This is a genomic window from Affinirhizobium capsici, assembly GCF_977018625.1.
The window spans coordinates 19,092-32,164 of the sequence record NZ_CDRNXD010000008.1; the positions used below are offsets into that span (position 1 = coordinate 19,092).

Consider the following 13,073-nt stretch of genomic DNA (forward strand, 5'->3'; position numbering starts at 1 on the left):
CCCAGGTCGGAAAGCGGAGGCGGCTACACGCAGCCAGCTGCACGTCGACGTTGTCGACACCGCCGAAGCGGTGTCGACCTGCCTCATGAATGTCAGAGGAAGGATCGCTATTTTGCTGCGAACGGGATGCCTTCGAGGCTGTCCGGGAATTCAGGAACAGGAACCTTCATCCACTTGTCGTAAATTGCCTTCAACTCACCATTCCCCTTGATCTTGTCGATGAAGGTATTGAGCGCGGCATTAAGTTCTTTCTCACCGAGACGCGTGCAGGCGCCGTTATAGAGTTTCTGGAACTCCAGCTTGTTCTCGAACTTGCCGGGAGCAGCTTTTTCGACGCGATCCAGGTAGAAGATGTTGCCACCAAGTGCTTCAGCCTGACCGGATATCAGGGCCTGCACGCTTGCTGCATCGCCATCATATCGGCGGATCGTTGCTGATGACGGCGCATTTTTAGTGACTTGCGTATCCTGAGCCGCGCCCTTGGCGACCGAGATGGTCATGTTGGCCATGTCCTCGTTGGTCTTGATGGACTTCTCCTTGGGACCAATCAGGACGATGGCATTCGCGTTATAGGGTTTTGAAAATTGCACGGCCTTGGCACGATCGGGAAGCATAGCCATGGTAGCAAACAGAACGTCAACACGGCCAGAGGTCAATGCCGGTATGCGGTTGTTGACTTCGAGCGGAACGAACTCAACGGTCACGCCAAGTTCGTTGGCAAACAGTGTCGCCATATCTGCGTCAAAACCGTCCTGCTTGCCCGCGCTCGTCACGAAACCCCATGGTGGGTTATCGCCCTGGATGCCTACGATGATCTTGCCTCGGGCTTTAATCTCTTGCGGCGTAATGGCTGCGGCAGACCCTGCAAACGACGTAGCGGCCAACACAGCGGCTGCCCCTATCAAGACGCGACGCCGCGTCAAATTCCTACCCAACATGCTGCTCCTCCTAACGTTGTTCAGCCAGCACTCCCTTTGCTGTCTAACTAGAAGTGCCATGGAGCTCCTCTCCAATCAACAGACAATTTGAAAAATATATGGTAGAAATTGATTTCACATTGACTTTGAGGAGTGTGCCGTGGAAGCGATATGGTCCTATCGCGTCATGGTTGATGCTGAAGGGGAGGAGAACCCATGAAAACGTCAATCGCTACTGTTTCGATCAGTGGGGAACTGCCGGAGAAACTCGCAGCCATCGCTGCGGCGGGTTTCGACGGTGTGGAGATCTTTGAAAATGACTTCCTAGCGTTTGATGGCAGCCCACGCGAGGTCGGACGCATGGTGCGCGATCTCGGAATGGAAATAACGCTGTTCCAACCTTTCCGAGACTTCGAGGGGATGCCAGCCTCCCATCGGCAAAGAACGTTCGACAGGGCAGAGCGTAAATTCGATGTCATGCAGGAGTTGGGCACGGATCTGGTGCTAGTTTGCTCCAATGTGTCGCCGGTTTCTCTGGGCGGAATCGACCGTGCCGCCACCGATTTTCAAGAGCTTGGCGAACGCGCAGCAAAACGTGGCCTGCGTGTCGGTTTCGAGGCGCTCGCTTGGGGGCGCCATATCAATGACCACCGCGATGCGTGGGAGGTCGTAAGACGGGCCAATCATCAGAATGTCGGCTTGATCCTCGACAGCTTCCACAGTCTCTCACGCAAGATAGACATCAACTCGATCCGGTCCATCCCGAAGGACAAGATATTCATCGTACAGCTGGCGGATGCGCCTCTGATTCACATGGACCTGCTTTACTGGTCGCGTCATTTCCGAAACATGCCAGGGGAGGGCGATCTATCCGTAACGGCCTTCACGGCTGCTATCGCACAGACCGGTTATGATGACTATTTTTCCTTGGAAATTTTCAACGACCAGTTTCGCGGCGGCTCTACCCGGTCAATTGCCGCCGATGGCCATCGCTCCCTGATCTATCTTGGCGATCAGGTGCGGCGTGTTGCAGGCGCAGAAGGTCTTACTGTTCCCACCATGCCCGATCGCGCAAGTGTCGACGGCGTCGCCTTCGTTGAGTTTTCCGCCGATCAGGACGATGCGCGAAATCTTGTCGCAATTCTCCAAACGTTGGGTTTCCGGAAAACAAAGATCCACCGAACCAAGAAGGTCGAGCTTTACGAGCAGGGGGATATCCGTCTTCTGGTAAATACGGAAAAAAGAGGGTTTGCCAACACATCCTTCGCCCTGCACGGCACTTCGGCCTACGCGGTTGCGTTGGCAGTGGACGATGCCGAAAAGGCGCTGGCACGCGCCATTGCGCTGGGCGCGGAACCCTTCCGCCAACCAGTTGAAGAGGGGGAAGTGGAAATTCCAGCGATCCGTGGCGTTGGCGGTGGCCTGATCTATCTGATCGACAACAAGAGCGAACTTAGTCGCTTTTCAGAGATCGATTTTGTCGCCACCGAAGAAGCTGACCGCATGATCGTGCCTGCGCATCTGCAGCGGATCGATCATATCGCCCAGACGGTTGCTTATGATGAAATGCTCACTTGGCTACTCTTTTACACTTCAATATTTGAGGCTCACAAAACACCTGTAGTGGATATCATCGATCCCTCTGGGGTGGTACGAAGCCAGGTGATCGAAAATGATAGCGGTGCTTTGCGCATAACGCTGAACGGCGCGGAGAATAGGCGCACCCTCGCTGGGCACTTTATTGCAGAGAAGTTTGGCTCCGGGGTTCAACATCTCGCATTTGAAACACCTGACATTTTCGCCACAGCGGTCGCATTGCGTGAGAACGGGTTTAGGCCACTTCCAATTTCAGCAAACTATTATGGTGATGTCGAAGCCCGTTTCGGACTTGATCCTGAACTCAGCGAGCGTCTGAAGGCGGAAAACATTCTCTACGACAGGGACGATAGTGGAGAGTATTTCCAGCTCTATAGCGGAACCTTCGGGGAAGGTTTCTTTTTCGAAATCGTCCAGCGAACAGGATATCGCGGTTATGGAGCGTCCAATGCCATATTTCGTATTGCCGCTCTCAAGAAGCAAATGCGCCCTGAAGGTGTGCCAACGGGATAGTCTGGTTCATTATCAAACATAGTTGGTGTTGAAGTCAGTCTAATTCCTGTTACATGGGACGATCCGTAAAATGTCAGAGATCTCCCGTGTTTTCTAAACCTACGACAGAATCGGTTGCGGAAGTCAGTTACAGGCGAATTCGTGCTGACATTATCTTTGGTCGGTTGGCTCCAGCGCAGAAACTGAAGCTGGATAACCTCAAGGAGACATACGAAACGAGTGTCAGCACGCTGCGCGAGATCCTGAACCGATTATCGTCGGAAGGTCTCGTGGTCGCAGAGGGCCAGAGAGGATTCGAGGTCGCTCCGACTTCCGCGTCGGATCTTCGCGAGATTGCAGCCCTTCGTCTTCTTCTCGAAACGCATGCACTGGAGCAATCCTTCACGCATGGCGGGGTCGATTGGGAGGCGCGTGTTGTCTCTGCGCATTACAAGCTCTCCAGGATGGAGACGTTCATGGCGACTGGCGAAACTAGCCAGGCTGAAAACTGGAAGCGTTACGACTGGGAATTTCATCAGGCTCTTATTTCTGGATGCGGTTCGAAGCTCTTGATGGCGACCCACTCTGCAATTTTCGATAAATATCTACGCTATCAGATGGTTGCGCTTTCCTATCGAGGTGACATCGCAGCCAAGGAACACAAGCAGTTATTGGATGCAGCCTTGAAGCGTGATGAAAAAACGGCAAAAGCAATTTTGATTGAGCACATCAATGGCGGGGTGGAGCACGCACTGACGCGTAACCGGCTGGGGAAATAGATGTCAATCCGGGCACAGAAGGGCTTAAACGATCAAGCCGATACAACCGAGCACGCCGGAGAAACAATCGGCGACGTGGTATTTCGTCAGGTCAGAGCGGATATCATTTCCGGTGTCCTCGTTCCAGGTGCCAAGATAAAGCTGGAGCAGGCAAAGGAACGTTACTCGATCAGCGTGTCGTCGCTGCGGGAAATTCTCAGCCGCCTGACGGCCGAAAATCTTGTTCGCGCCGAGGGGCAAAAAGGCTTCGAAGTCAGCCCGGTATCAACGCAGGAACTGATCGAGCTTGCCGATCTGCGCATCGTTTTGGAGGTCCACGCCATGAAACTCGCGTTTGAGGCTGGCGACCTGGAATGGGAAGGGCGGGTCGTGGCTGCACAACATAAGCTCGCTGCCGCAGAGAAAAGGCTGCTTTCTGGCGATGTTTCGCGCACAATGGATTGGGTGCGATCCGACTGGGACTTTCATAGATCTATTGTCTCGGCCTGCAATTCCGAAACGCTAATGGCGACTCTTTCCTCAGTCTTTGACCGCTTTCTCCGCTACCACCTGCTCGCACGGAGCTTCCGTGGGCAAGGCGTCGCTAACGATCACCGTTCGCTTTTCGAATTAGCACTGGCAAGAGATTTCCGGACCGCGAAGGAGGTCATCCAACAGCATGTCATGAGCGGTGTCGAACACATTCGCAAAGAACTCAAGCTTAAGTAATGCCACAGCATTCTGGCGCGCGCGTCATATCAGAGATGAATTTCTGTGCGACCGACCGCAGCGTCTGATGCAATTTCTTACAGAGCATCACGAAAAGGATTTATCGACCAAGCTTGGCCTTGCATATCTTGCCTCTAGTTGAGGCGGCTGGTGGATAGAAGAGGTCGAGAGTGTTGCTCGATATAAATCCGATGGCCCCAGGCGGATAATGGGGCCAATCCCTATATTTTAGAATTATCGCATTCTTTGCTGATGACTTTCCGGTCTTGCGACCTTCGTCAAATCAGAAGGCTATTCCGCTGCCGGCTCAAATGCGGAATGTGCTGCCTGATCCGCCGAGAGGCTTGCAATTGCATTTGCAACACCTGCGCCATAATGGGGATCAGCCAGGGTACAATGAACGATGTGCCGTTCGATAATCGCCTGGTCGGCACCCTTGATTGCTCTTGCCGTGTTTTCAAACAAGATGGCCTTTTGTCTTGGTGACATCAGTCTGAAAAGATTGCCCGGCTGTCTGAAATAATCGTCATCCTCTCGATGGTTCCAACGTGCGGCGGCACCTGTATTTCTTAAAGGCGGCTCCGAGAAATCTGGCTGTTCCTGCAGTGCTCCAAAGCTATTTGGAGAATAATGCGTGCTGCGACCACCATTGCCATCTACCCGCATGGTGCCATCGCGATGATAGGAGTGGACAGGGCATCGTGGGGCATTCACGGGGATCTGCGCATGATTGACACCCAGCCGATAACGTTGCGTATCGCCGTAAGAGAATAGCCTCCCCTGAAGCATCTTATCGGGTGAAAATCCGATGCCCGGAACTATGTTCGCCGGGGAAAAGGCTGCTTGCTCTACATCTTGGAAGAAGTTCTCCGGGTTTCGATTAAGCTCAAAATATCCCACCTCAATGAGCGGAAATCCCTTTTTGGGCCAGATCTTCGTGAGATCGAACGGATTGAAGTGGCATGCATCTGCCTCCTCTTCACTCATAATTTGGACGAACATAGTCCAGCGCGGATACTTTCCACTCTCGATGCTTTCGAACAGATCTCTTTGATGATTTTCGCGATCTTCGCCGATGATGGCCGATGCCTCCTCGTTAGAGAGGTTTTCGATACCCTGCTGCGTACGAAGATGGAATTTGACCCAGTGCCGCTCATTTTGGGCATTGATAAAGCTGAAGGTGTGGCTGCCGAACCCATGCATATGCCGCCACGATTTCGGGATGCCCCGCTCGCTCATTACTATGGTAACCTGATGCAGAGCTTCCGGTAACAATGTCCAGTAATCCCAATTGTTGTTGACACTGCGCATGCCGGCGCGTGGATCGCGTTTCACTGCATGATTGAGATCAGGAAACTTCAGCGGGTCTCTGATGAAGAAAACAGGCGTGTTGTTTCCCACAAGGTCCCAATTTCCTTCCTCGGTATAAAACTTCATGGCGAACCCGCGGATATCCCGCTCTGCATCCGCGGCACCTCTTTCACCGGCAACGGAGGAAAATCTCACAAACATCTCCGTCTGCTTGCCGATGTCGGAAAAAATTTTCGCGCGCGTATAGCGGGTAATGTCGTGTGTAACGGTGAATGCGCCAAACGCACCTGCGCCTTTTGCATGCATTCGCCTTTCGGGAATAACTTCTCGGTCGAAGTGGGCCAGTTTTTCCAGAAACCATACATCTTGAAGAAGTGCAGGACCGCGTGGGCCTGCTGTCAATGTATTGTTGTCATCAGCAACCGGCGCACCAAATGCTGTTGTTAATTTCGCCATAATCCGTCTCCCTTTCAACCTGCCTCTGCAGGTTTACGGGAAGCCTAGTGTGCTTAAGATGATAGGTGAAAGATAAATGCCCTATCAGTCTAATTAGGTTTTTCTTATGAATCGACTAGTGCCGGTTGTCTTGGCATGACCAGTTGATGGCTTGGCACAAGCGCTGCAATAAGCGCAGCCAATCCTTCGAATTCCTCTTCCCGCGTATCTCGCTTGCGCCATACCAAAGCTATGTCGCGACCGATATGGGGCTGTGGAACAGCTGCAACTGTTTGCTCATCGATCTCCGAGATCGCTAAGGCTGGAAGTAGCGTGCAACCTTCGCCAGCGCTGACCATGTATTTCAGCGCCGAGATGCTTGTTGCGAACCGCTTTTTCGTATCTGCTACCCCGCACCCCTTCAGCGCCTGCTCGCGCAGACAATGACCTTCGCTAAGAACAAGGCGTTCTTCGGAGGGCAATTCGTGCCACGCCTGGCCCTCACGCAAAGTCGCCGGATGACCCAGAGGACCGATTAGAACAAATTCCTCATGAAACACCTTTTGCCACTGCAAGGTATTGTTTCCGACCGGCAGGGATATCAGAATCGCGTCAAGCTCTCCGATTGTCAGCGCTTCCATCAGTTCGCGGCTCATGCCCTCGTTTAGTAAGAGAGTGGAGTTTGGGTAGGCCGCTCTTAGTCCCGTAACGATGCGCGGGTAGAGATAGGGGCCAAGTGTCGTAATTGCGCCAAGTTTCAACTCGCCGCTGAAGGGCTTTTCTTTACTTCGCCCGAGATCGGCAAGAACCGAAGCTTCCTTCAAGACCTTGCGCGCCTGGGTTACGATCTTGGCGCCTTGAGATGTTACGTAGACGCGCCGGGTGCTGCGTTCAAAGATATCGACCTCGAGCCAGCGTTCCACCTTACGTACCTGAACTGATAGCGCTGGTTGGGAGACACCACATTGATCGGCCGCTCGCCCGAAGTTTGCAAGATCGGCTACGCATACGATGTATTCGAGGTCACGAAGTGACAAGCCAGAAAAGTTCATCGATGTCTCTATGTCTTATGATGGAGATGTATGCAGCATCATAAGCGGCAGCCGGGAGCAAACGGTGTGCCGGGTTTGCGATTTAACCTGGGCCGGAAGACAACTCGCGCAGCGGGCAACGGTTTGATCCGATCAATATCGGTTAAGCTGCACCGCTTCCCCAAAAGTTATGAGCTTGCATTTGCGAGCCATTCGGCAAACATTCGCCTTCCTGCATCCCGCAAACGTGGACCGTATTTTTTCGCGTCTTCACGGATTGTTTGGGGAGGAATCCCGGCATTTGCCAGCTCGAAAGCATGGCCCACAAGCCAATCTTCCATGCCACAGGAAGCATCCACCTCGGGATGAAACTGGAGTGCGAGGACGAAGTCACCAATGACAAAAGCCTGAGTCGGACATGGGGGCGTTGAAGCAAGATTAACGCCTTCCGAAGGCACTTCGAACACATCGCCATGCCAATGCAAAACAGGGATGCCTAAAAGGTGCCGAAGCGGGCTACTGCGTCCATTATCATTGAGCGTCAACGGCGCAAATCCGATTTCTTTCATTCCTGTCGGCGCAACTTTCGCTCCTAAAGCGGCTGCGATCTGCTGCGCTCCAAGGCAAATGCCAACTGTCATTCGACGCGCGTTGAACCGCGCCGAAATGATTTTGCGTTCTTCAAGTAGAAACGGATAGTTTGCATCTTCGTAAACTCCAACAGGTCCCCCGAGTATGAACAGCAGGTCAGGCTCTGTCGGGTCGAAAGATTTGAGGTCATGGCTGGCAACATCAAAATAGTGAAGTTTGTAGCCAGCTTGATGGACTATTGCCTCGAATATCCCCAGGTTCTCGAAGTGGACATGCCGTAGTGCAATTGCCGTCTTCAACATCGCCAGTCCCTGCTGATAGGAAGCTCACCTCCATCATCTATCTTGACGTTGTTTAAGGATGGGTAGAGCCGGTTGTTCCACGGCCGTGCAGCCGGATGGTTGACCCCTGGTGGCCTACCACTCATTATACAACCGGCCCGTCTTATTTAGTTCCAGGCGATGTAAATGATTTTCATCGCTCCACGCTATGCTCATAGCAATAAGGGACAAAAATGAGTGTCCATCTTTAAGATACCTAGGACATTTTCAAGAAGACTCTTCGCATTGCGTTCTGCGGATTCAGTAAGACGGGAACAGTTTTGCGTGTATTGCAGTGAACGGAAAAGTCACATCTAACCCTGTTCGTTTTGGATTGCCGAAGTGGCAGTAATGCCTTCAGGCTGCGGGCCTGCGTCGACAACTTCCAAGTTGCCGCCTCAAATCGAAGTTTGAGCAAGTGTGTGGCTGGAGAACTTTTGCGTGAGAGGCTGAAATGGGAAAAGGCACAGTCTTGGCACTTGAAGTCGTTCCGAAAGAGCGGGAGCCTATTTTTCTTGCATTGGCACGATCGATCATCGCAGAGATAGAGCGCGGACGGCTCGCCCCTGGCGAGCCTTTGCCAGGCACTCGATCCATGGCAAAATCCCTCGGCCTTAACCGCAACACCGTTGATGCCGCCTATCAGGAACTATTAACGCAAGGCTGGCTGAAAGCTGCGCCATCTCGTGGCACCTATGTGGCAAGAAATCTCCCCGACCTCAGGGATGCTCCCAGAGTTGCGCGTGCATCTGAGAGAAATATTTACGGCCTAGCTTCGCATCGCCCCTCAATCCGCTTCTCCGACGGTGTTCCAGATACGCGTCTGGCGCCGACTGTAGCGCTTGGGCAAGCTTTCCGCAGGGCAGTTACGTCACCAATTTTCATGTCTGAAGACACTTATGGCGATCCGCGCGGTAACCCCTTTCTGCGAGAGGCTCTGACTTTTTATCTGAAGGACGATCGGGGCCTGAATGTTTCTGCCGACCACATTTTTATTACCCGAGGAAGCCAAATGGCCCTCTTCCTCGCAGCAAGCGCGATTGGAGATCAGTGTTTACGCATAGCGGTGGAAACGCCCGGCTATTCCCTGGCATGGGCAGCGTTTCGTGCAAGTGGCGCTGAAGTGGTGGGTGTTCCAGTGGATCAGGAAGGCATCGACGTAGATGCTCTGGAGGAATTGGCGAGGACCGATAAGCGTGTCAAAGCGGTCTACGTTACGCCGCACCATCAGTATCCGACGACAGTGCCATTAAGCCATGCGCGCAGATTTCGTCTTCTAGAGATTGCTCGCAAGTATGATCTGGCCGTTATCGAAGATGACTACGACAACGAGTATCGGTTCGGTGGACGCCCCGTCCTGCCTTTGGCTTCCCAGTGTCAGGGCGATCTCAACTTCGTATATATCGGCTCTCTGTCCAAGCTTATCAGTCCCGGTATTCGGCTTGGCTATGCGGTTGCCAGTCCACAAATATTGCGGCGTATGGCTGATTTTCGCGAAGCGATCGATCGTCAAGGCGATGTCGCTCTGGAGCAAGCGTTAGCTGATCTGATTGCAGATGGAACTGTACGTCGGCATGCGCGCAAAGCATGCCACATTTACCATCAGAGGCGAGACAAACTCGCAGGCTTATTGCGCGCTCAATTGAGCGATTACGCCGATTTTGACGTGCCGTCCGGTGGCCTGGCGATGTGGCTAAGGCTCCGGCCCGGCATTAGCGCAGAAACCTGGGCCGCGAGTGCTACGCGGGTGGGTCTCGCTGTTTTGCCGGGCGTGCACTTCTCTCTCGATGTCAATAATGCGCCAGAAGCATTTCGTTTGGGCTTTGCTGCCCTTGACGATGCCGAGCTTGAACGCGGTGTCGCTCTTCTTCGTGCTTCGCTGCCGCCAGCGCCCCAGGAAGAAAAGATCGAACTTCAAAAGAAAAGAGTTGAATTTATATAGGAGTCCTATATAACTAATGCATCGGCAGGTTACGAACGGATGTAAGCAGCGTGCCAGCATAGTCAATCAATCCCGCCGACCAGGCTGCCACCTGGAACGCGTATACCAGGGATTGCCTCCAACCCCAGGCAGAGAGAAGGAATAAGGTCTATGAATTTGAAATATCTCACCGGCGCTGCAGCCGCCGGCACGGCATTGCTATGCCTGACACTTGCTCATGCAGGGCCAATAACGGCCAAACCCAAGGATGATGTCACGGCGTCTTTCGACATCGTTGAAACGACAATTACGACAAAGGGCGAAAATGCAATCTTTTCTACTCGTGTTCGTGGCGAAGCTGGCAAGGATAAGCCTGACGCGACGGGCAAATTTGAAGGATCGCAAGTCTACGCCTATGTCTGGCCTACAAGCCTCGATAGTGGCGAGATAGGCTTTGACAAGAAGCAAGGCATTGTTGCGCTCGCTGTCACATTCCACCCTGATTTTGATGATGCCGCCAAAGGTGCGAAGAACCGCCACATTTGGCATCCGCATTGGGTGGTGTTGACGAAAGATCAGGCTTGCGGTGCTGGCCTCAAGGTCGTCGACATTCCAAAAGGCACGACTCCGAAAGTGCCTGAGACATGGCCAGGCGTACCTCTGCTGATCGACAGCCCTGAATATCCAACGACATTTACGGGCGATAAGGTTGATGTGCAAATTCCGCTCAAGCTCATCAACGGCATTAAAGGCGCTTCGTTCGATGGCGTAACCGCGGGCTTGAAGGTGAACGGCAATCTGCACGCTCCCCTACTTTGCGTGGCCAACGTGTTCAAGGTTGCTTCCGGTGATCTGAGCCTGCCTGGCAAAGTTCAAGCCACCAAATAATTACCTAGCGCCGGTTCGCCGACTGCCATCGACGAACCGGCATATCTTCCCCCCAGGCTAAAGAGAGAAAGACTATGACTAGAGTTACCCTCGTTGACCCCTCTACTGCAAGATCTGAGGTTGCGGCCCAGCTTCAACAAATCAAAGGCGCATTTGGTGTTGTGCCAAATATGTTCAAGGCTGTCGCCAATTCTCCCTCTGCTTTGAATAGCATGTGGGGTGCGTTTGGAGCACTGGGCGGTGGCCGTCTGGGTGCCAAGCTTGGCGAGCAGATCGCCGTTGCAATTGCCGATCGCAACAATTGCAATTATTGCCTCGCGGCGCATACCTTGCTCGGCCGCCGGGCTGGCGCTACGCCGGAAGAAATGTCTGAAGCGCAAGCGGGTCGTTCTAACGATCCACGCGCAGCGGCAGCTCTTGCTTTCGTCACCAAGGTCGTTGAGCGTCGAGCAGACCTGCACGATGCGGATGTCGATGCACTGCGTGCAGCAGGCTTTGACGACGAAGAAATCGTTGAGATCGTCGCGCATGTCGCGCTCAACCTTTTCACCAACTACATCAATGTTGCTCTCGATGTGCCGGTTGATTTCCCAGGTGTGAAGCTCACCCGCGCCGCTTGAAACATACTACTTGAACGGGCCGCTTCTGCGGCCCGTTCCTGTTTGCCCATTCGCTATCAACCTATTCTTCAGGAGAAGAACGATGCGCAGCAAGATTTTAATTCTGGCCATTTTGGCGACAATTTCTGCAAACCTTCAAGCGCAGGCCGCCGAGACGGAAAGCTACCGTGCCCGCCTTACCGCCTTGAACGCGGACAAAATCGGATCAACCTCGGTAGGTGAGGCACTTTTCACGATCAAAGGCGATAATCTCGAAGTTCACATCAAGATGAGTGGCGTTCCGGCCAATATAGAACATTGGGAGCACTTCCATGGCTTCCCCGATGGACGCAATGCTTCCTGTGTCACCCAGAACATGGATACCAATAAGGATGGCTATATCGATCTGGGTGAAACTGAAAAGCCTTCTGGTACGACAATGGTGCCCTTCAACGACAAGCCCGAGGAGATGGTGATCCCCACGAACACCTATCCACACGCTTCTGCCAAGGGAGATTTCGAGTACACGAAAACCGTACCGTTGAAGCAACTTGCCGAGACCTTCGGCCGGACCTACTCCGGCGGGACGATCGATCTGGATAAGCGTGTTATCTATGTGCACGGCATTCCCAGCGACTCCCACCTTCCCTCGTCCGTCGGCTCCTTGGGAACTGTGCCATCACATGTGACCATTCCAATCGCATGCGGCAAGATTGAGAAGATGTCCTGATACGGACCTTTTAGCAGGCGATAGCTGACAGAGGACGACGCTGGCGACCTGACTATGCGATGTTTTTGGCTATAGAGAAGCGCCGTCGGCCTGGAATTTCTCCCAGTCGGCGGCGCGTTTTTGCGTATCCGATGGTAGTTGGTCACGACAATCAATCCGCAACTCACTCTGCCCGAATGCGGCATCCACGAACCGGCAATGGTGTGGATGTGAGGGATTACTATGTTCGAAAGGTGCGAAGTAACGACATGTCACGCACATGCGCTGCTCGGGGATCTTGTTCTGTTCCTGCAATTCGCGGATCATCGTGATCAGAAGCAGCAACAGATCTTCTTGTTCACAGCTAGCCAGTGCTCCGACGGCCCGTTCAGCTAAACTGTCCTGATGGTGAGATTGGAGTATATCGGCGCCGGACGCAGTCAAGTGTATCCGCACCGCGCGTCGATCTTCGGCGCTGGCGCGCCTCTCAACAAGTGCCTTCTTCTCGAGAGCGTTCAAGGAATCTGTCGCGGTTGGTTGGGAAATGCCGAGGTGAGCGGCAACGTCCTTTACGCCAAGGCCAGAAACGCGGCCGTCGAGCACCGTCAAGATCGCTAACTGGGTCGGGTTCAGCCCCAGCGTTTTGGCCCGGTTCCACTCATCGACCCGCATGATTGTGGCAATGCGTGCCAGCCCTTCGCGGATCCGATAGTTGATTGAATGGGGATCTTTAGGTGTTTCCATGATGTGAAAAAGGTTCCAAAAATTCAGCGGAC

Annotated in this window: 12 protein-coding genes; 7 read left to right on the forward strand and 5 right to left on the reverse strand. The window is 53.3% G+C overall.

The annotated features are described in order from the left end of the window. Window positions 1–107 precede the first annotated feature (107 nt). Window positions 108–938: a transporter substrate-binding domain-containing protein gene (locus AC0JZ1_RS20000; protein ID WP_471884206.1), complete on the reverse strand. Its 831-nt coding sequence runs from the start codon at window positions 936–938 to the stop codon at window positions 108–110. 195 nt (window positions 939–1,133) lie between these two features. On the opposite strand from AC0JZ1_RS20000, the gene AC0JZ1_RS20005 reads away from it, so the two are divergent. The 3 genes from AC0JZ1_RS20005 to AC0JZ1_RS20015 all read left to right on the forward strand — a co-directional run bounded on the left by AC0JZ1_RS20005 (window position 1,134) and on the right by AC0JZ1_RS20015 (window position 4,492). Then, the gene (locus tag AC0JZ1_RS20005; RefSeq protein ID WP_471884207.1) at window positions 1,134–3,026 is read left to right on the forward strand and encodes a bifunctional sugar phosphate isomerase/epimerase/4-hydroxyphenylpyruvate dioxygenase family protein; all 1,893 of its coding nucleotides are present in this window, start codon (window positions 1,134–1,136) and stop codon (window positions 3,024–3,026) included. Between the two features lie 86 nt (window positions 3,027–3,112). Continuing rightward, window positions 3,113–3,784 (forward strand): GntR family transcriptional regulator, encoded by a 672-nt coding sequence (locus tag AC0JZ1_RS20010; protein WP_471884208.1) that lies wholly within the window; start codon window positions 3,113–3,115, stop codon window positions 3,782–3,784. Beyond that, window positions 3,785–4,492, forward strand: a complete 708-nt coding sequence (locus tag AC0JZ1_RS20015) for a GntR family transcriptional regulator (RefSeq protein ID WP_471884209.1) — start codon at window positions 3,785–3,787, stop codon at window positions 4,490–4,492. Window positions 4,493–4,783: 291 nt separating this feature from the next. Here AC0JZ1_RS20015 and AC0JZ1_RS20020 read toward each other — a convergent pair whose 3' ends face one another. The 3 genes from AC0JZ1_RS20020 to AC0JZ1_RS20030 form a co-directional block, all read right to left on the reverse strand. Continuing rightward, on the reverse strand, window positions 4,784–6,259 hold the full coding sequence (locus AC0JZ1_RS20020; RefSeq protein ID WP_471884210.1) for a catalase: 1,476 nt from the start codon (window positions 6,257–6,259) through the stop codon (window positions 4,784–4,786). A 104-nt stretch (window positions 6,260–6,363) separates the two neighbouring features. Continuing rightward, on the reverse strand, window positions 6,364–7,290 hold the full coding sequence (locus AC0JZ1_RS20025; RefSeq protein WP_471884211.1) for a LysR substrate-binding domain-containing protein: 927 nt from the start codon (window positions 7,288–7,290) through the stop codon (window positions 6,364–6,366). Window positions 7,291–7,457: 167 nt separating this feature from the next. Further along, on the reverse strand, window positions 7,458–8,162 hold the full coding sequence (locus AC0JZ1_RS20030) for a glutamine amidotransferase (protein WP_471884212.1): 705 nt from the start codon (window positions 8,160–8,162) through the stop codon (window positions 7,458–7,460). A gap of 472 nt (window positions 8,163–8,634) precedes the next feature. Between AC0JZ1_RS20030 and pdxR the strand changes: the two genes are divergently transcribed. The 4 genes from pdxR to AC0JZ1_RS20050 all read left to right on the forward strand — a co-directional run bounded on the left by pdxR (window position 8,635) and on the right by AC0JZ1_RS20050 (window position 12,318). Next, window positions 8,635–10,122 carry a MocR-like pyridoxine biosynthesis transcription factor PdxR gene (gene pdxR / locus AC0JZ1_RS20035; RefSeq protein WP_471884213.1) on the forward strand — a complete coding sequence of 496 codons (1,488 nt, stop codon included), beginning with the start codon at window positions 8,635–8,637 and terminating at the stop codon, window positions 10,120–10,122. Window positions 10,123–10,272: 150 nt separating this feature from the next. Further along, window positions 10,273–10,989 (forward strand): hypothetical protein, encoded by a 717-nt coding sequence (locus tag AC0JZ1_RS20040; protein ID WP_471884214.1) that lies wholly within the window; start codon window positions 10,273–10,275, stop codon window positions 10,987–10,989. A 74-nt stretch (window positions 10,990–11,063) separates the two neighbouring features. Then, window positions 11,064–11,609: a carboxymuconolactone decarboxylase family protein gene (locus AC0JZ1_RS20045; RefSeq protein WP_471884215.1), complete on the forward strand. Its 546-nt coding sequence runs from the start codon at window positions 11,064–11,066 to the stop codon at window positions 11,607–11,609. 82 nt (window positions 11,610–11,691) lie between these two features. Further along, complete coding sequence (locus AC0JZ1_RS20050) at window positions 11,692–12,318, forward strand: hypothetical protein (RefSeq protein ID WP_252755078.1); 627 nt, start codon at window positions 11,692–11,694, stop codon at window positions 12,316–12,318. Between the two features lie 69 nt (window positions 12,319–12,387). Here the strand turns inward: AC0JZ1_RS20050 and AC0JZ1_RS20055 are convergent, their stop codons facing one another. Then, the gene (locus AC0JZ1_RS20055; RefSeq protein ID WP_252755077.1) at window positions 12,388–13,041 is read right to left on the reverse strand and encodes a MarR family winged helix-turn-helix transcriptional regulator; all 654 of its coding nucleotides are present in this window, start codon (window positions 13,039–13,041) and stop codon (window positions 12,388–12,390) included. Window positions 13,042–13,073 lie beyond the last annotated feature (32 nt).